Here is a 17,640-nt window from a genome sequence, read left to right on the forward strand (position 1 = left end):
GGCCCTTCGGGTTTGCGTTTGGCGGACACCCACTTCGTCATGCCGCTCGACCGGGCAACCAGCCCGTTCTTCGCGACCTTCCTTGTGGATCGCCTCGCCAAACGACAAACAGAATGATTCATCCTAACCATGAAACGCTCTAGCACCGCAACCTGTTTGCATGCGGAGCGGAGGCGGCGAGCATTCCCGCCGCCCCTGCTTCAAAGCTTAGTGCAAGCCGCCGCCGGAGGCGTCTGCCATCTTCGCAAGCGCGTCATCGATGGTGAAGCTGTTCGGACGCTGTATGGGCGGAAAGTCCTTGAAGGTTTCAGCGAATTTGCCGGCAATCGTCTGACCCGCCAATATGATGTAGTCGCGATGCAGGAACCAGTCGTAATAGGTGTTCGACGTGACATCGGCGAACTCGTACGGATCGGTCCTGAGATTGTACAGTTTCGGTAAGCGTAGTCTTACGAATGGCTCGGCCCAGACCTGTAACGTCCCCTGGCATCTCTGCTCCATGAACACGATCTTCCAGTTGTCGTACCGGATCGCCAGTATGTCGCCGTCATCGCTGATGTAGACGAAAAGATTGCGCGGGCTCTCTTTCTCCTTGCCGGTCAGGTAAGGCACAAGGTTCACGCCGTCGATGTGGTTCTTGTATGTCCGGCCAATGGCCTCATAGCCCTTTTTCAACTTGTCCACGATGTCCGGCGCTCCGGCCATGGCGAGGAAAGTGGGCAACCAGTCGTGGTGCTGGACGATTCCGTTTGCGACCGAGCCGGCCTCGATATGGCCGGGCCACCGCGCCAGCAGCGGGATGCGGAACGCGCCTTCCCAATTGGTGTTCTTCTCCGAACGGAAGGGTGTCATGCCGCCGTCCGGCCATGAATTGCGATGCGGGCCGTTGTCGGTCGAATACATGACGAACGTATCGTCGGCGATCCCCAACTCATCCAGCAGGTCGAGCAGTTGGCCGACGTTCTTGTCGTGGTCGATCATTGTGTCGTGATAGGGCGACTGCCAACGGCCTGCCTGCCCGAGACTTTCCTTCTTTGTGTGTGTGAAAAGGTGCATGTGGGTAAAGTTGAGCCACACGAAAAAGGGCTTCCCGTCCTTATGCTGTCGCTTGATGAAATCGGACGCCGCTTCGGCAAATTCGTCGTCGCAGGTCACCATGCGCTCGCGTGTGAGCGGACCGGTGTCCTCGATCTTCTGCTTGCCGACCTTGCCCCATCGCGGTTCGACCGTCGGGTCGTCCACATCCGTTGCCCACGAGCGAATGACGCCGCGAGGTCCGAAGTTCGCACGAAAATTGGGAAAGTCTTTCTCCGGCGGATAGTCGTACATCTCCGGCTCTTCTTCGGCGTTCAGGTGATAGAGGTTGCCGAAAAACTCATCGAAACCGTGATTGGTTGGCAGCATGTGGTTGAGGTCGCCGAGATGGTTCTTGCCGAACTGGCCGGTGGCATAGCCGAGATTCTTGAGAACCGCCGGGATCGTCACCAGCTTTTCGCTCATGCCGACCGGTGCTGCGGGAACGCCGACTTTCGACAGTCCTGTCCGGTAGACGCTTTGCCCGGTGATGAAAGACGATCGTCCGGCTGTGCAGGATTGTTCGCCGTAGGAGTCGGTGAAAAGCATTCCTTCCTTGGCCAGGCGGTCGATGTTCGGGGTCCGGTAGCCCATGAGACCATGGGTATAGCAACTGAGATTCGATTGCCCGATATCGTCTCCCCATATGACCAATATGTTCGGCTTATCTGCTTTGGGTGTCTTTGCCATTTTCACATCCTCTAGCTTCTTTTGAAAAAACGGTGGACGGCCCGACGTGCTGCTCTGCGAGCCACTTCGGCATTTCGGGAATATGGGCGTTCGCCGGCGATTGCGGCGGTTCGGGAAAATACTGGCCCTGGGCCGCTTAGTTACGCTTCCGATGAAGGCTTTTCGCGCAGGACACAGCGAAACCCGACATGGCTCGTGGATGTGTCAACGGGCTGCGCGTGCCTTGCCGCAGGCCGATAGCGCCTGCAGTAGTTCGGCGCACACAGGTGTGACCCTCCCTTGAGCACTTTCCGCGGTATCCGGATTTCCGGCTGGCGCGGATCATAGCTTTCCCCCTCCAATCCTCCCCTCGGGTTGCGGGGCAGGCAGCAGGGGCTGTCCGCGTCCGCAGAATGTTGCTCTGTCCACCAATCGGAGGTCCACTCCCAGACATTTCCGATCATGTCATGAAGACCGTAGCCGTTCGGCGGAAACTTCGTCACGGGCGAGGTCTGCTCGAACCCGTCCAGCTTGGTGTTTTCAAAAGGAAACAGTCCCTGCCAGGTATTGGCCATTTGCCGTCCGCCGGGCGCAAACTCCTCGCCCCAGGCATACTCGGCTTCTTCAAGGCCGCCGCGCGCGGCAAATTCCCATTCGGCTTCGGTCGGAAGGTCCTTGCCGGCCCATTTTGCATAGGCGAGCGCGTCCTCATAGGCGACATGGACGACCGGGTGATTGTCACGTTTGAACAAGCCGCTGTTCGGGCCGCCCGGATGCCGCCAGTTCGCGCCTTTCGTGAAGTGCCACCAGTTCGTGGGGTCGCGCAGGTCGACAGGCCCGGGCGTCTTCTTGAACACGAGCGAACCGGCAAAGAGCATTTCGGGCAGGGCGCCCGGATAGTCGTTTGCGTCGGGTATTTTCTCGGCGAGCGTCACATGGCCGGTTTCGCTGACGAACCGTCGAAATTCGCGGTTCGTTACCGGTGCAACGTCGATCATGAACGGATCGACATGAACTCTGTGCGTGGGCGCTTCTTCGCGATAGTGGCTGTCGGAGCCCATCGTAAAAACGCCGCCCGGGATGTAGACCATTGCATCCCGGTGCGATCGCATATTCCCAGATTCGCGAGCAACCCGGTTCATCACAACCTGCCCTCAATGGCCGCAAGCATCTCAGCTTGCACTGCCGGTCTATCCCCGTCAAGGAGATCACGAGTTTGTTGAAGACCGTCCTGCCGCGCGATCGCGAACCTCGTCGCGCGGCACCTGAATGTTCAAGATGGAGCAGGCTGCGGTGCGGACCTTACAGGTCGCATTTCTGGTAGATGACGGAAATGTCCGGAAACATCGTATCGAAACGCTTCAGGCGTCCGCCGTCCAGTATCTGGAACGCGACGCTGAAACCGCCCATCAGAATGCTGTCCGAACAGCTCAGATAGGCAACCAGATGGTCGCCCTGTTCCTGCACCTGGTCGGCGCGGCAGGTGGCGAGCGGTCCGAGGATTTCGTTTCCCTTGACCAGAATTCCGGTGTTCTGCGAGGAATCCCGGTTCTTGAATTCAATCGTGCCGTTCACATTCTGAAAGGTATCCTCGCATGAGGTTCCGTTCATGGTCCAGGCACCCTGCGCTGCTTCAAGTGAAGCAGCAGACGCGGTGGCCAGCATTCCAAGCATATTGATGCCTGTGGCAATTCCCAACAGAACAGTTCGCATAGCCAAAATCCCTCATTGCAATCTCAGACAATTTCGAAGCATCCCGTTTTCCAGCTACCATCAAATGAGAGACCGGGCAAACCGTCCTCCACCCACGGTTGCATCTGTCCGTCTGCATTCAGGTCATGACTGGGCCGGATAGAGCTTGTCCAGCAAGGGAAGATAGGCGACGCCCTGTTGCATCAGGAAGTCGTGGAACGTCGCCATGGCCGGGGACGCCGTGCGATCCGCCCGCATGACGCTGAACCACTGCCTGCGGATCGGCAGGCCCTCCACGTCCAGCACAACGAGGCGACCGAACTCGACTTCAAGCGCAATCGTATGCGCGGAAATGAATGCCACGCCCAATCCGGCCATCACCGCCTGCTTGATGGTCTCGTTCGAACCCAGTTCGACGCCAAGGTCATCGATACGGCCCGGAATGTCGGAGAAGAAGATCTCGAGCGAAATGCGCGTGCCCGATCCGGGTTCGCGGATAAGGAACCTCTCCTCCGCGATGCGTGCCTTGGATATGTCGCGTATCTTCGCCAGCGGGTGGTCGGGCGCTGCCACGATCACCAGCGGATGGTCGCCGAAGGCGACGGCGCGCACCGGAACCGTTCGGGCGGGCCGCCCCATCAGGGCAATGTCCACCGCGTGGTCCTTGAGCATGTCGATGATCTCGGCGCGGTTGCCAATCGCCAGCTTCATATCGATAGCCGGATGAAGCCGGGCGAAAGCCGCCATCAGGCGTGGCGCGAAATATTTGGCGGTGGATACGACGCCAAGCGTCAGGCTCCCGGCGCGCAGGCCCTTGAGCGCATCTATCTCGTCGCCGAGCATGCGCAGCCTTTCCTGGATCGCTTGTGCGGCATCGATGACCGCCAACCCTGCGGCGGTCGGACGCATGCCGTCCTGTGTGCGGTCGAAAAGGGCAAGCCCGATCTCTTCTTCCGCCTGCCTGAGCTGGATGGTCACAGCCGGCGCGGTCAGGGACAAGCTATTGGCTGCACTGTTTATTTTGCCGCGCACAGCAATTTCCTGCACGGTGCGGAGTTGTTTGAGCGAAAGATTGCGCATGACCAATAGTAAATATAATTTATCTAATAGGTAAAGTGATTAAAATTTACTGACGGCAGCAAGTCTGTTTCGCTTCCTCCGATCCCGGCTGCGAGGAGCATCGAAGCGGGGTCGGGAGGCACATATGGCCACGGCCACGCTCGACGCATATCTCGATTCATTTGCCGGCTCCGGCGACGCGGTGCGGGGTGCCGTGGCCGAAACGATCCGGCAGCTTTCGGGCGCGGCGCGCAAGGTCCGTTCGATGGTTCTCGAAGGGGCGACCGGCATCGGCGTGGCCACCGGGCGGCTCAACAGCGACGGCGATGCGCAGAAGGAGCTGGACGTCGTCGCGGATGATCTGTTCCTCGCCGCGATGCGTGACGCGCCGGTCGCGGCCTATGCGTCTGAAGAAAACGAGCGCGCGGTCGCGCTGTGTCCAGGCGCTCCGTTGGCAGTCGCGATCGATCCGCTCGACGGTTCGTCGAACATCGAATCGAATGTTTCCATTGGCACGATTTTTTCGATCCTCCCGTGTCTCGGCGGCAGGCCGACCGATCCTGCCGCCGATTTTTTTCAACCGGGCAGGAAGCAGCTTGCGGCGGGCTTTTTCATCTACGGCCCGCAACTCGCGCTGGTCGTGTCGCTGGGCAGCGGCACGCACGTCTTCGTTTTTTCAAGCCGCCTCGGAACATATGTGCAGCTTCATGAAAGCCGCATCATTCCTGAACGGACGTCCGAATTTGCCATCAATGCGGCGAACTACCGGCACTGGAGCGAGGCGGTCCGCCTTTATGTCGACGATTGCCTGAAAGGCAGCGACGGCCCGCGCGAACGCGATTTCAACATGCGCTGGATCGCATCGCTCGTCGCCGACGCCTATCGCATCCTGATCCGTGGCGGCGTGTTCTGCTATCCGGCCGACCAGCGCAAGGGATATGCGCATGGGCGGCTGCGACTGGTCTATGAGGCCAATCCGATAGCCTTCCTGATCGAGCAGGCGGGTGGCCGGGCGACCGACTGCATCGATCCGATACTCGATATCACGCCGCTTTCGCTGCACCAGCGCGTGCCGCTTTGCTTCGGCTCGCGCAAGGAGGTCGAGCGCATCGCCCGCTATCATCTGGAGCCGTCCGCCATCGGCGAGCGGCATCCGCTGTTCAGCAATCGCGGTCTTTTCAGGGCATGAGGGACCCGATGTCGGCAAAGCATCCCATCATCTCGATCACCGGCTCCTCGGGCGCGGGCACGACCTCGGTCAAGCGCATTTTCGAGCAGATTTTCCGCCGCGAGAAGATCGAGGCCGCCTTCATCGAGGGCGATGCCTTTCACCGCTACGACCGAGCGGGCATGAAGGCCAAGGTGGCGGAGGAGGAATCGGGCGGAAACCCCAATTTCACCCATTTCAACGCCGAAGCCAATGAGCTGGAAATCCTCCAGGAGGTGTTCGAGGAATATGGCCGCAAAGGGCAGGGCCGCACGCGCACCTATGTCCACGATGACGATGAAGCGGAGCAATATGGCTCCGCCCCCGGCACGTTCACGCCATGGCGGGAGTTCGGCCAAAGTGACCTGCTCTTCTATGAAGGGCTGCATGGCTGCGCCGTCACCGACAAGGTCGACCTCGCCCGGCTGGCGGACCTGAAGATCGGCGTCGTTCCCGTCATCAATCTCGAATGGATTCAGAAAATCCATCGCGACCGCGCGACCCGTGGTTATTCGACCGAGGCCGTGGTGGACGTGATCCTGCGCCGCATGCCCGACTATACACGCTTTATCGTGCCGCAATTCGCGCTGACCAACATCAATTTCCAGCGCGTGCCGATTGTCGATACGTCGAACCCTTTCATCGCGCGCTGGATACCAACGCCCGACGAGTCCATGCTGGTCATCCGCTTCGCCAATCCGCGCGGCATCGATTTTCCCTACCTGCTGTCGATGATCCACGACTCGTTCATGAGCCGTGCGAACTCGATCGTCGTGCCTGGCAACAAGCTCGATCTCGCAATGCAACTCATACTGACCCCGCTCATCCTGCAACTCTTCGAGCGCAAGAGGCGCGCGTCCTGAAGGAGAACGTCGTGAACCAGGCAATTGCAGCCCCAAGGCCGGAAGCGTTTCCGTCGGAGCGGGAAATGGCCAATGCAATCCGCGCACTGGCGATGGATGCCGTACAGAAGGCCAATTCCGGCCATCCCGGCATGCCGATGGGCATGGCGGATGTCGCGACCGTTCTGTTCTCGCGGTTCATTACCCTCGACCCGTCGAAGCCCGACTGGCCCGACCGTGACCGTTTCGTGCTTTCAGCCGGGCATGGTTCGATGCTGCAATATGCCCTGCACCATCTGGTCGGCTACGAGGACATGCCGATGGCGCAGTTGCAGTCCTTCCGCCAGCTCGGCAGCCGCACGGCGGGCCACCCCGAATACGGCCATGCGCTCGGCATCGAGACGACGACCGGCCCGCTCGGGCAGGGCCTCGCTACCGCTGTTGGAATGGCGCTTGCGGAACGCATGATGGCGGCGCGCTTCGGCGCCGATCTGGTCGATCACCACACTTATGTCATCGCCGGGGACGGCTGCCTCCAGGAAGGCATCAGCCATGAGGCGATCGACCTTGCGGGGCATTTGAAGCTTGGTCGCCTGATCGTGCTTTGGGACAACAATTCTATCTCTATCGACGGTCCGACGGCGCTGGCCACGTCGATGGACCAGCCGGCGCGCTTTCGTGCCGCCGGATGGGAGGTGTTCGAGATCGACGGCCATGACATGGAGGCAATCGCGTCGGCGCTCGAACAGGCGCGCGAGGCCGAACGTCCCGTTTTGATCGCCTGCCGCACCCTGATCGGCAAAGGCGCGCCCCACATGCAGGGGTCCGAAAAGACGCATGGCGCGCCGCTCGGTGAAGCTGAGATCGCCGCGACGCGCGAGGCGCTCGGCTGGCCGTATGAGCCGTTTGAAATCCCGGCGGGTATCCTTTCGGGCTGGCGATCCGTCGCGGAGCGGGGCAGGGCCGCGCGGATCGACTGGGAACGCAGGCTGGCCGCTTCCCCGCATCGCGGCGCTTTCGAGGACTTGGTGTCAGGCCGCGTGCCGGATGGCGTGAACCGGGCACTTGCTGCGTTCCGGGAGGAGCATGTGCAGCAGGCGACCGGCGTCGCGACGCGCAAGGCGTCCGAGATGGCGCTGGCCGTCATAAACGCCGCGACGGAGTTGACGATCGGCGGTTCGGCGGACCTCACGCATTCCAACCTGACGCTGACCAAGGGACTCGGCCGCATTGCGCCCGGAGACTATGGCGGGCGCTACATTCACTACGGCATTCGCGAACATGGAATGGCGGCGGCCATGAACGGCATCGCGCTGCATGGCGGGTTCATTCCCTATGGCGGCACGTTCCTGTGCTTTGCCGACTATGCACGCGGTGCGATGCGCCTTTCTGCCTTGATGAAGCAGCGCGTCATCTATGTGATGACCCATGATTCCATCGGCCTCGGCGAGGATGGTCCCACGCATCAGCCGATTGAGCATCTGGCGATGCTGCGTGCCACGCCCGGTATCGACGTCTATCGCCCCGCCGACATCGTCGAGACAGCCGAAGCATGGGAACTCGCGCTCGCCGCCAACGGCCCGAGCGTGTTCGTGCTGTCGCGGCAGAACCTGCCCATGCTGCGCGAGGCCGGTCAGCCAGGCAATCTGTCGGCTCGCGGGGCCTATCTGTTGCGCCGCCCGGATGGCGACCGGGATGTGACCCTCATTGCGACCGGCTCGGAGGTTGAGATCGCGGTCAAGGCGACCGGGCTGCTGGCGCGCGAGGGCGTTTCCGCAGCGGTGGTTTCGATGCCCTCATGGGAGCGTTTCGAAGCTCAGGAACAAGACTATCGCGACGAGGTGCTGGGCACTGCGCCGCGCGTCGCCATCGAAGCGGCCGCACGGCTCGGCTGGGACCGCTGGATCGGCGAGCGGGGCGCATTCATCGGCATGAACGGATTCGGGGCGAGCGCGCCAGCCGCCGATCTCTACCGCCATTTCAACATCACCGCCGAACACGCCGCCGAAACGGCGCTGCGGCTGATCGCCATTTTCAAGGAAGGAAGAAAACCATGACAAAATCGATGACCGTCACCGGCGCCGCCCGCTACAGGTCTGGCGTCATGGAATACCGGAAGATGGGCTATTGGGAGCCCGACTACGAGCCGAAGGATACGGATGTCATCGCGGTGTTCCGCATCACGCCGCAGGACGGCGTGGACGAAATCGAGGCGGCAGCCGCGGTCGCGGGCGAAAGCTCGACCGCGACATGGACCGTGGTGTGGACCGACCGGCTGACCGCCAAGGAGAAATACCGCGCCAAGGCCTACCGGGTCGATCCGGTGCCGAACGCGCCCGGCCAGTTTTTCGCCTATATCGCCTATGACCTCGACCTGTTCGAGCCCGGCTCCATCGCCAACCTGACGGCCTCGATCATCGGCAATGTGTTCGGCTTCAAGCCGCTGAAGGCGCTGCGACTGGAGGATATGCGGCTGCCGGTCGCCTATGTGAAGACGTTCCAGGGCCCGGCCACCGGCATCGTGGTCGAGCGCGAGCGGCTGGACAAGTTCGGGCGCCCGCTGCTTGGCGCGACCGTCAAGCCCAAGCTCGGCCTATCGGGCCGCAACTATGGCCGTGTGGTCTACGAGGCGCTGAAGGGCGGTCTCGATTTCACCAAGGATGACGAGAATATCAATTCGCAACCCTTCATGCATTGGCGCGAGCGCTTCCTCTACTGCATGGAAGCCGTCAACAAGGCGCAGGCGGAAACGGGGGAGATCAAGGGCACCTATCTTAACGTCACCGCCGCCACGATGGAGGACATGTACGAGCGCGCGGAATTCGCGGCGGAACTCGGCTCTACCATCGTCATGATCGATCTGGTGATCGGCTACACGGCCATCCAATCCATGGCGAAGTGGGCGCGCCGCAATGACATGATCCTGCATCTCCATCGGGCAGGACACTCGACCTATACGCGGCAGAAAAGTCACGGCGTGTCGTTCCGCGTCATCGCCAAATGGATGCGGCTTGCAGGCGTCGATCACATCCATGCGGGCACGGTCGTCGGCAAGCTCGAAGGCGACCCCGCGACCACCAAGGGCTACTACGACATCTGCCGCGACGATTTTAATCCGATGAAACTGGAAAACGGCATATTCTTCGACCAGCACTGGGCGTCGCTCAACAAGCTGATGCCTGTCGCCTCCGGCGGCATCCATGCGGGCCAGATGCATCAGCTCGTCGACCTGCTGGGCGAGGATGTCGTGCTCCAGTTCGGAGGCGGAACGATCGGCCACCCAATGGGCGTGGCCGCCGGCGCGCAGGCGAACCGGGTTGCGCTGGAGGCGATGATCTTCGCGCGCAATGCAGGCCGCGACTATGTCAGGGAGGGGCCGCAGATCCTCCAGGATGCGGCGCGCCACTGCCTCCCGCTGAGGCAGGCGCTGGAGACGTGGAAAGACGTGACCTTCAACTACGCCTCGACCGACTCGCCGGATTTCGTGCCGGTGGCGACGGCGGCGGAATGACATCGAGAGGAGTATTCTCAATGCGCATCACACAAGGAGCCTTCTCCTTCCTGCCCGACCTCACCGACGAGCAGATCACCTCGCAGGTCCAGTATTGCATCGACAATGGCTGGGCGGTCAGTCTCGAATTCACCGACGACCCGCACCCGCGCAACACCTATTGGGACATGTGGGGCCACCCCATGTTCGACAATCCGGACGCCGCCGCGCTGATGATGGAGTTGCGGGAGTGCCGCAAGGTCTATGGCGACCGCTACATCAGGCTTGTGGCCTTCGACGCATCGCATGGCTGGGAGTCGGTGAAGCTGTCCTTCATCGTCAACCGCCCGGCGGACGAACCGGGATTCCGGCTGGCGCGGCAGGAAGGGCGCGGACGCGCGGTGCGCTACACCACCACGCCCTACGCCATGGATCACCCGACCGGATCGCGCTATGCGCGCTGAAGCCTCGCCTCAAAACGTGGGCGCAGTCGTCGATCTCCGTTCGGAGTTCGAGACGTCCGGCGTCAAGGATGTGCTGGAGGAGCTTGACCGCGAGCTTGTCGGCCTCGCACCCGTCAAGAAGCGCATCCGCGAGACGGCTGCGCTCCTCCTCGTTGAGCGCGCGCGCAAGTCGATTGGGCTGGCGCACGAGACCCCGACGCTGCACATGTCGTTCACCGGTAATCCCGGCACGGGCAAGACCACCGTCGCCCTGCGCATGGCCGACCTGCTGCACAGGCTCGGCTATATCCGGAAGGGGCATCTGGTGTCGGTGACGCGCGACGATCTTGTCGGCCAATATATCGGCCACACCGCGCCCAAGACCAAGGAAATCCTCAAGAAGGCAATGGGTGGCGTGCTGTTCATCGATGAGGCATATTATCTCTATCGTCCTGAAAACGAACGGGATTATGGGCAGGAAGCCATCGAAATCCTGCTTCAGGTCATGGAAAACCAGCGTGACGATCTGGTGGTGATCCTTGCCGGCTACAGCAACCGTATGGATCGGTTTTTCGAGAGCAATCCGGGCTTCCGCTCGCGCATCGCCCACCACATCGATTTTCCCGACTACACGGATGACGAGCTGTTCCGCATCGCGGAAACCATGCTCGCCCGCCAGAATTACCGGCTGGAACCGGCTGCCCGAGAGGCACTGTCGGACTACATTGTCCGGCGGCGGACCCAGCCGCATTTCGCGAATGCGCGCTCGATCCGCAATGCGCTGGACCGTGCCCGCCTCAGGCAGGCAAACCGGCTCTTCGAACAGGCCGCCGGTCCTTTGGACGCCGAGGCGCTTTCGATCATTGCAGCGGAAGACATCAGGGCAAGCAGGGTTTTCGCCCTGCATGGAAACGGGTCCGCAAAGCCCGACTGCGCCGCAAGCTAATCAGCGCGTCGCGCGGCGTCGGGACCGTCGGCAATGTTGCTGGACGCCAGATACATGAGTTCGAATGCGGCGCGCCTGCGGTCCCATCCCGCCTCCGCCGCCAGATCGAGAAGATTTTCGAAGGCGGGCCTGAGCGCCTCGCGGCATTCCCGGTCATAGCGAGGCCCGCTGATGCCCGAGGTCGGTGCATCGATATTCGCAATCTGCGTCATGCTTCCCTCCTTCATTTCGGTGACGCGCGCTAATGTATCTCCAGCCGGGAGGCGATGTTTTCCCAAAGACGCTCGACATTCGCGGCAGCACGCAGCATCGCGTCGATCTCATTGGTGCGCTCCAGAATGCCGAGCCTGTCGATCAGCAAGGCGAGTTCGACCTGCTTGCCCTCGATGGCAGGCCGCATGCGCGTCTTGTGATCCTCCGTCAGCGCGGATGTTTCGAGCAGCCGCGCCACCACCTGCGCCGTCTGGGAAGCGAGCTGGGCGTTCTCCTGCAATACGTGAAGATAGTCCTCTGCCATGCTCGCCTCGTCGCAAACGATTGTGGCACTCTGTTGATTTCAATCGCTAGTTGAAATCCGTACGCTGGCGAAAAAAAGACAATCCACAACTTGATTGACGGCTTTTTGCTGCGTGCGTGGAACTTGCCCGCGTCTTTCGCGTCTATGTCGGGAGGGCAGAGCCAGAATCGGATTTGGACTGCGGGGCGTGGTGTGACGAGGAGAACTATATTGGTGGTAGAGGATGAGCCGCTCCTGCTCATGCACATCGCCGACGAACTCGTGAAAGCGGGTTTCGACGTTGTGGAATCGCCAAATGCGGACCATGCGCTGCGCCGCATCTCGATCGATCCCACCATCGATATCCTGTTTACCGATGTGGACATGCCGGGTTCCATGGACGGCGTCGCCCTGTCCGAGATCGTGAGCCACCAGCGGCCCGATATGGTCATTGTGATGACTTCGGGCGAAACACACGAAGAACTGGCAGCCGTCAAGGAAGGTGTTGCCTTCATTCCCAAGCCCTATGTGCCCGCCGAACTTGTCGAGGTCATCAATGCCGCCCTCGGAGAATGATCGCATGCGGGAGATTGCCGATCACGGGGGCAAGTGTTAGCAGGTTCCATGGTTTCCCGTGCCAACCCCCATGCCATTGCGCGCCTTGCCTCCATCGTCGAATGGTCTTTCGACGCGATTGTCAGCAAGGACCTGGACAGCATCATCACGAGCTGGAATCCGGCTGCGACCCGGCTGTTCGGCTATTCCGAGGAAGAGGCAATCGGGCAATCCGTGCGCATGCTCATTCCCGATCATTTGCAGGCAGAGGAAGCGACGATCATCGAACGCATCAAGCGGGGCGAGCCGGTCGAGAGCTTTGAAACCACGCGGATGAAGAAGGACGGCACGCTGATTGCCGTCTCCATCACCATTTCGCCAATCAAGAACGCGCGAGGCAAGATCATCGGCGCATCGAAGATCGCCCGCGACATCACCACCGCCAAGGAAAACGAGCGGCGCATCCGACTCCTGATGCGCGAGGTGAACCATCGCGTGAAGAACCAGTTTGCGGTCATCCTTTCCATGGTGCGTGAAACGACCAAGCGTGCAACGGATGCCGCCGAGGTGGAGACCCAGATTCGCGAAAGGATCATGGCGCTCTCGCGGTCCCATGACCTCCTTGTCACGTCCGACTGGACGGGGGCCAGCCTGCGGGACCTTGTGCTGGAGCATTTGCGGCCTTTCGGGCATGAGGACCGGATATCGGTCGCAGGCCCGAACATCATGCTCCAGTCAAATGCCGTGCAGGCAATGGGCATGGCGTTTCACGAGCTTGGCACGAACTCCGCGAAATATGGCGCGCTGGCGCATGATCAGGGCAAGCTCGAGGTGCTTTGGGCGATCCGGCTGGACAGTGAAGGAAAGCCGGAGCTGGCGCTGTCCTGGGAGGAGGCGAGCGCCGAAATTTCCGCTCCCCTTGCCAGTGACGAAGGCAGGAAAGGCTTCGGCACGGTCGTGCTGAAGCGGGTCGCCCCGCAGGCATTGAACGGGTCGTCCTCGCTGGAGCACGAGCAGGGGCGCTATGTCTGGAAACTTGAAGCGCCTCTGGCCTCGTTTGCGGTGCAATCGCCCCTCGAAAGTTCCTCCTGAACATCACAATTTGCGGTTGCTGCGCCAATCCACGGCAGGCGGTGCCGAACCGTCTCAATTTTGTCATGCAGCTGTAACATTGGCTCGCTATTGCCTCTCTCGACGCCGCTCCAATGGCGTTAGAGGCCAGAAGTGACGGATTGTTCCCTGGCCTCGCACGAATTTTTGAAAATCCAAAAACTGTCCGAACAGGAGCAGGCAAATGAACAAGCTATTCCTCACCGCATCCGCGGCGGCGCTCGCTTTGGCGCTGACCGCAGGCGCGGCTTCCGCGCGTGACCAGGTCCAGATTGCCGGGTCCTCGACCGTTCTTCCTTATGCGAAGATCGTTGCCGAGCGCTTTGGCGAAACCTTTGGCAACTTCAAGACGCCGGTCGTCGAATCCGGCGGCTCGGGCGCCGGTATCAAGGAATTCTGCAAGGGCGCAGGTGAAGACACGATCGACATTGCGAACTCCTCGCGTCCTATCAAGGACAGCGAAGTCGAGTCGTGCAAGACGGCCGGCGTGACCGACATCCAGGAAGTCAAGTTCGGCTATGACGGCATCGTGTTCGCGACCGACGCGTCCGGTCCCGACTGGGCGCTGACGCCGGAAGACGTCTACAAGGCGCTTGCCGCCAAGATCGTTGTGGACGGAAAGCTCGTCGACAATCCGAACATGAAGTGGAGCGAAGTCAATTCCGCGCTGCCGGATTGGGACATCACTGCCTACATTCCCGGCGAAAAGCACGGAACGCGCGAAGTCTTCGAAGAGAAGCTGCTGATCGCCGGCTGCGAGGCGCTCGGCGGGCCCGAAGCCGCCAAGGCTGCGGGTCTTGATGAGAAGGCCGCGGGCGATGCCTGCAAGGCCGTGCGCAAGGATGGCAAGGCCGTCGATATCGATGGTGACTACACCGAAACGCTGGCGCGCATCGACTCCAACAAGCAGGGCGTCGGCGTGTTCGGCCTGTCCTTCTATGAAAACAATGCCGACAAGCTGAAGGTCGCGACCGTGTCGGGCGTCACGCCCTCCGTCGAGACGGTCGCTGCCGGTGAGTATCCTGTGTCGCGTCCGCTCTTCTTCTACGTGAAGAAGGCCCATCTCGGCGTCGTTCCGGGCCTCAAGGAATATGTCGAATTTTTCCTTGACGACCAGATGATCGGCCCCGATGGTCCGCTGGCCGAGTATGGCCTCGTTCCGGCTCCGGACGCCGAGCGTCAGGAGCAGCGCGACGCCTTCTCCGGCGGCAAGACCATGTAATTCGAAAGTGGCGCTGCGCCTCGCGCGGCGCCACATTCCTTCTGGCAGGCGGGCGCTTCTGCTGAGGATCTTGAATGTCTTTTCTTACTGCCTTCGGGCTCGTACTCTGTGTCGGGCTGGTTATTTTCGTGGCAGGCAGGGTTCGCGCCCTTTCTGTCGATGACGGGGTCGTTAAGGCTCATTCGCGAGCGCATTATCATGGTGCATGGGCGGCATTGCTCGCCATATTGCCCGCGCTTGCCTTTCTCATCGTCTGGTCGATCGGCTCCGACATCTACTTGAAGGATCGGGTCACGAGCGACCTTCAGGCCCACAGCGGCGAAGCCTCCCCCGTACATGGAACGCTGGTCAGAAGCCTCGCGAATGCGATCCAGAGGCTCGACGGGCCGCCGCCATCCACTATGGCGGAACTGACGCCACTGCTGGCGGACAAGGGAGTAGCGCTTGCTCCCGACACGCAGGACTACATGATCCCCATTGCGGTCGAGACGAACGCCGCGACCTCGCGTCTCGGCTGGATCGGCGGCCTTGCGAGCCTCGCGCTTGCCGTTCTCGGCGGTCTCTTCGGCATCGGGCAGATCGCAGTGCGGCAGCGCGCGCGCGACAAGGTTGAAATGGTCATCCTTGGCACCTTGTTTTCCGCATCGACCATCGCGATCCTGACGACCGTCGGCATTGTCCTGTCGATGCTGTTCCAGACCATCGCCTTCTTCGGTGAAGTGTCCCCGGCAAGCTTTTTCTTCGGCACGGTGTGGGACCCGCGTTTCGCGGCTGCCGGTTCCGGCGGCTCGCAGGGACAGTTCGGCCTTATCCCGCTCCTTGCCGGCACGCTCTACATCGCATTGGTGGCGCTGCTCGTCGCGGTGCCCGTCGGCCTGATGTCGGCGGTCTACATGTCTGAATATGCCAGCCGCAACCTGCGTTCGGTGGTCAAACCCGCGCTGGAGCTGCTGGCCGGCATTCCCACCATCGTCTACGGTATCTTTGCCCTCGTGACGCTCGGCCCCTGGCTGCGCGACATCAGCGCGGTTCTCGGCGGCGGATCGCCCTTCATTCAGGCGCAATCGATCCTCACTGCCGGCCTCGTCATGGGTGTCATGCTGATCCCTGTCGTGTCGTCGCTTTCCGACGACATCATCACGGCAGTGCCGCAGGCGATGCGCGACGGTTCGCTCGGCCTCGGCGCGACGCGCTCGGAAACGATACGCAAGGTAATCCTGCCCGCCGCGCTTCCCGGCATTGTCGGCGCGGTGCTTCTGACCGCCTCGCGCGCCATCGGCGAAACGATGATCGTCGTGCTTGCCGCCGGCGTGGCGGCGAACCTGACAGCCAATCCCTTCGAGGCGATGACCACCATCACCGTGAAGATCGTCAACCAGCTTACCGGCGACCTGGAATTCAATTCGCCCCAGACGCTCGTGGCTTTCGCGCTCGGCATCACCTTGTTCTTCGTGACGCTCATCATGAACATCGTCGCGCTCGCCGTCGTGCGCAAATACCGGGAGCAATACGAATGACCGACATCACGGCCTCCACACTGCCGGTTGCCCAGCGCCCGGCGCGTCGCGACATCGGGATCAAGAAGCGCTACGCCGCCGAGGCACGCTTCAAGTTCTATGGCATCGCGGCGATCACGTTCGGCCTCGCCTTTCTCGCCATCATGCTTGGCTCCATCGTCAGCAAGGGCTACACGGCTTTCTGGCAGACAAATGTCACACTGCCTGTGACCTTCAACGCGGCGCTGATCGACCCTCAGGACAAGCGCGCGAGCGATCCGTCCGTCCTGGTCAAGGCCAATTACGACAAGCTCGTGCAGCAGGCTCTCATCCAGAAGCTCGGCATAGACCCGGACGACAAGCCGTTGGTGGGCAAGCTGCGCGGCTTTATTTCAGACAGCGCGCGCATCCAGTTGCGCGACCAACTCGTCGCCAATCCTTCCTTGATGGGGCAGACGGTGGACGTGCGGATGCTTGCCTCGGCAAATATCGACTCCGCCTTCAAAGGTCAGGTCGATCTCAGCGTGCCGGAAGCGCGTCGCAAGGTGAACGACCAGCAGGTCGAGTGGATGAAGCAGCTTGCGACAGACGGTTCGCTGGCCGAAAAGTTCAACACCGGCCTGTTTACCTATGGCGCGTCGAGCCGGCCTGAAACGTCGGGCGTGGGTGTCGCCATCGTCGGCTCGCTCTACATGATGCTGATCGTGCTTGTGCTGGCGCTCATCGTCGGCGTCGCGGCCTCGATCTACCTCGAGGAGTTCGCGGCGAAGAACCGGCTGACCGACCTGATCGAGGTGAACATCAACAATCTGGCCGCGGTGCCTTCCATCGTGTTCGGTCTGCTCGGCCTTGCCGTGTTCATCAATTTTCTCGGCATGCCCCGTTCTGCGGCAATTGTCGGTGGCATCACGCTGTCGCTGATGACGCTGCCGACGATCATCATCGCGACGCGCGCAGCACTTGCCGCCGTGCCTCCGTCGATCCGGCAGGCGGCACTCGGGCTCGGCGCGTCCAAGATGCAGGTTGTGTTCCATCACGTCCTGCCGCTCGCCATGCCCGGCATCCTGACGGGCACCATCATCGGCCTTGCGCGCGCGCTCGGCGAAACCGCCCCGCTCTTGCTCATCGGCATGGTGGCATTTGTCGCGAATTATCCGACGACGCCGTTCGACCCCTCGACCGCGCTGCCCGTGCAGATCTATATGTGGGCGAACGAAGCCGAACGCGCCTTTGTGGAGCGCATGTCGGGCGCGATCATAATTCTTCTTGTTTTCCTGATGGTGATGAATCTGACGGCGATCGTCTTGCGTCGGAAATTCGAGCGCCGCTGGTAGGAGTG

The 17,640-nt window shown here is 61.4% G+C and carries 17 protein-coding genes; 11 read left to right on the plus strand and 6 right to left on the minus strand.

Translation table 11 applies throughout. The annotated features are described in order from the left end of the window. Positions 1-207: 207 nt before the first annotated feature. The 4 genes from M9924_10070 to M9924_10085 all read right to left on the minus strand — a co-directional run bounded on the left by M9924_10070 (position 208) and on the right by M9924_10085 (position 4,515). Entirely contained in the window at positions 208-1,764 is a 1,557-nt protein-coding gene (locus tag M9924_10070; protein MCO5064753.1) for an arylsulfatase, read from the minus strand. 140 nt (positions 1,765-1,904) lie between these two features. After that, positions 1,905-2,885, minus strand: coding sequence for a formylglycine-generating enzyme family protein (locus M9924_10075; protein ID MCO5064754.1), 981 nt, complete (start codon positions 2,883-2,885; stop codon positions 1,905-1,907). A 160-nt stretch (positions 2,886-3,045) separates the two neighbouring features. Next, positions 3,046-3,456 (minus strand): hypothetical protein, encoded by a 411-nt coding sequence (locus M9924_10080; protein MCO5064755.1) that lies wholly within the window; start codon positions 3,454-3,456, stop codon positions 3,046-3,048. Positions 3,457-3,579: 123 nt separating this feature from the next. Next, the gene (locus M9924_10085) at positions 3,580-4,515 is read right to left on the minus strand and encodes a LysR substrate-binding domain-containing protein (GenBank protein ID MCO5064756.1); all 936 of its coding nucleotides are present in this window, start codon (positions 4,513-4,515) and stop codon (positions 3,580-3,582) included. Positions 4,516-4,639: 124 nt separating this feature from the next. Between M9924_10085 and M9924_10090 the strand changes: the two genes are divergently transcribed. The 6 genes from M9924_10090 to cbbX all read left to right on the plus strand — a co-directional run bounded on the left by M9924_10090 (position 4,640) and on the right by cbbX (position 11,422). Beyond that, complete coding sequence (locus M9924_10090) at positions 4,640-5,683, plus strand: class 1 fructose-bisphosphatase (GenBank protein ID MCO5064757.1); 1,044 nt, start codon at positions 4,640-4,642, stop codon at positions 5,681-5,683. An 8-nt stretch (positions 5,684-5,691) separates the two neighbouring features. Beyond that, the gene (locus tag M9924_10095; protein ID MCO5064758.1) at positions 5,692-6,564 is read left to right on the plus strand and encodes a phosphoribulokinase; all 873 of its coding nucleotides are present in this window, start codon (positions 5,692-5,694) and stop codon (positions 6,562-6,564) included. 65 nt (positions 6,565-6,629) lie between these two features. Beyond that, on the plus strand, positions 6,630-8,600 hold the full coding sequence (gene tkt / locus M9924_10100; GenBank protein ID MCO5064759.1) for a transketolase: 1,971 nt from the start codon (positions 6,630-6,632) through the stop codon (positions 8,598-8,600). Further along, entirely contained in the window at positions 8,597-10,054 is a 1,458-nt protein-coding gene (locus M9924_10105; protein ID MCO5064760.1) for a form I ribulose bisphosphate carboxylase large subunit, read from the plus strand. The genes tkt and M9924_10105 overlap by 4 nt, the downstream gene beginning before the upstream one ends. Before the next feature lie 20 nt (positions 10,055-10,074). Further along, positions 10,075-10,497 carry a ribulose bisphosphate carboxylase small subunit gene (locus M9924_10110; GenBank protein ID MCO5064761.1) on the plus strand — a complete coding sequence of 141 codons (423 nt, stop codon included), beginning with the start codon at positions 10,075-10,077 and terminating at the stop codon, positions 10,495-10,497. Continuing rightward, on the plus strand, positions 10,487-11,422 hold the full coding sequence (gene cbbX, locus M9924_10115) for a CbbX protein (GenBank protein ID MCO5064762.1): 936 nt from the start codon (positions 10,487-10,489) through the stop codon (positions 11,420-11,422). The genes M9924_10110 and cbbX overlap by 11 nt, the downstream gene beginning before the upstream one ends. Here cbbX and M9924_10120 read toward each other — a convergent pair. After that, positions 11,419-11,634: a hypothetical protein gene (locus tag M9924_10120; GenBank protein MCO5064763.1), complete on the minus strand. Its 216-nt coding sequence runs from the start codon at positions 11,632-11,634 to the stop codon at positions 11,419-11,421. The two genes, cbbX and M9924_10120, sit on opposite strands and share 4 nt — an antisense overlap. Before the next feature lie 29 nt (positions 11,635-11,663). Then, positions 11,664-11,939 (minus strand): hypothetical protein, encoded by a 276-nt coding sequence (locus M9924_10125; GenBank protein MCO5064764.1) that lies wholly within the window; start codon positions 11,937-11,939, stop codon positions 11,664-11,666. A 213-nt stretch (positions 11,940-12,152) separates the two neighbouring features. Between M9924_10125 and M9924_10130 the strand changes: the two genes are divergently transcribed. From M9924_10130 to pstA, 5 genes are all read left to right on the plus strand, one after another. Further along, complete coding sequence (locus M9924_10130; protein ID MCO5064765.1) at positions 12,153-12,494, plus strand: response regulator; 342 nt, start codon at positions 12,153-12,155, stop codon at positions 12,492-12,494. Between the two features lie 48 nt (positions 12,495-12,542). Beyond that, positions 12,543-13,565, plus strand: a complete 1,023-nt coding sequence (locus M9924_10135; protein ID MCO5064766.1) for a PAS domain S-box protein — start codon at positions 12,543-12,545, stop codon at positions 13,563-13,565. 202 nt (positions 13,566-13,767) lie between these two features. Then, entirely contained in the window at positions 13,768-14,805 is a 1,038-nt protein-coding gene (locus M9924_10140; GenBank protein ID MCO5064767.1) for a substrate-binding domain-containing protein, read from the plus strand. Between the two features lie 74 nt (positions 14,806-14,879). Beyond that, positions 14,880-16,322, plus strand: a complete 1,443-nt coding sequence (gene pstC, locus M9924_10145; protein MCO5064768.1) for a phosphate ABC transporter permease subunit PstC — start codon at positions 14,880-14,882, stop codon at positions 16,320-16,322. Beyond that, a complete protein-coding gene (gene pstA, locus M9924_10150; protein MCO5064769.1) occupies positions 16,319-17,635 on the plus strand; it encodes a phosphate ABC transporter permease PstA in 1,317 nt (438 codons plus the stop codon). Before pstC ends, pstA begins: the two co-directional genes overlap by 4 nt. Positions 17,636-17,640: the final 5 nt, after the last annotated feature.

The organism is Rhizobiaceae bacterium, assembly GCA_023953835.1.
In the GTDB taxonomy this organism is placed as follows: domain Bacteria; phylum Pseudomonadota; class Alphaproteobacteria; order Rhizobiales; family Rhizobiaceae; genus Mesorhizobium_G.

Coding starts and splice junctions, on each gene's coding strand:
- tkt (MCO5064759.1), top strand. CDS start 6,630: ATGGCCAATGCAATCCGCGCACTGGCGATGGATGCCGTACAGAAGGCC.
- M9924_10125 (MCO5064764.1), bottom strand. CDS start 11,939: ATGGCAGAGGACTATCTTCACGTATTGCAGGAGAACGCCCAGCTCGCT.
- M9924_10070 (MCO5064753.1), bottom strand. CDS start 1,764: ATGGCAAAGACACCCAAAGCAGATAAGCCGAACATATTGGTCATATGG.
- pstA (MCO5064769.1), top strand. CDS start 16,319: ATGACCGACATCACGGCCTCCACACTGCCGGTTGCCCAGCGCCCGGCG.
- M9924_10075 (MCO5064754.1), bottom strand. CDS start 2,885: ATGAACCGGGTTGCTCGCGAATCTGGGAATATGCGATCGCACCGGGAT.
- M9924_10135 (MCO5064766.1), top strand. CDS start 12,543: ATGGTTTCCCGTGCCAACCCCCATGCCATTGCGCGCCTTGCCTCCATC.
- M9924_10085 (MCO5064756.1), bottom strand. CDS start 4,515: ATGCGCAATCTTTCGCTCAAACAACTCCGCACCGTGCAGGAAATTGCT.
- M9924_10110 (MCO5064761.1), top strand. CDS start 10,075: ATGCGCATCACACAAGGAGCCTTCTCCTTCCTGCCCGACCTCACCGAC.
- cbbX (MCO5064762.1), top strand. CDS start 10,487: ATGCGCGCTGAAGCCTCGCCTCAAAACGTGGGCGCAGTCGTCGATCTC.
- M9924_10080 (MCO5064755.1), bottom strand. CDS start 3,456: ATGCGAACTGTTCTGTTGGGAATTGCCACAGGCATCAATATGCTTGGA.
- M9924_10095 (MCO5064758.1), top strand. CDS start 5,692: ATGTCGGCAAAGCATCCCATCATCTCGATCACCGGCTCCTCGGGCGCG.
- M9924_10090 (MCO5064757.1), top strand. CDS start 4,640: ATGGCCACGGCCACGCTCGACGCATATCTCGATTCATTTGCCGGCTCC.
- pstC (MCO5064768.1), top strand. CDS start 14,880: ATGTCTTTTCTTACTGCCTTCGGGCTCGTACTCTGTGTCGGGCTGGTT.
- M9924_10105 (MCO5064760.1), top strand. CDS start 8,597: ATGACAAAATCGATGACCGTCACCGGCGCCGCCCGCTACAGGTCTGGC.
- M9924_10140 (MCO5064767.1), top strand. CDS start 13,768: ATGAACAAGCTATTCCTCACCGCATCCGCGGCGGCGCTCGCTTTGGCG.
- M9924_10120 (MCO5064763.1), bottom strand. CDS start 11,634: ATGACGCAGATTGCGAATATCGATGCACCGACCTCGGGCATCAGCGGG.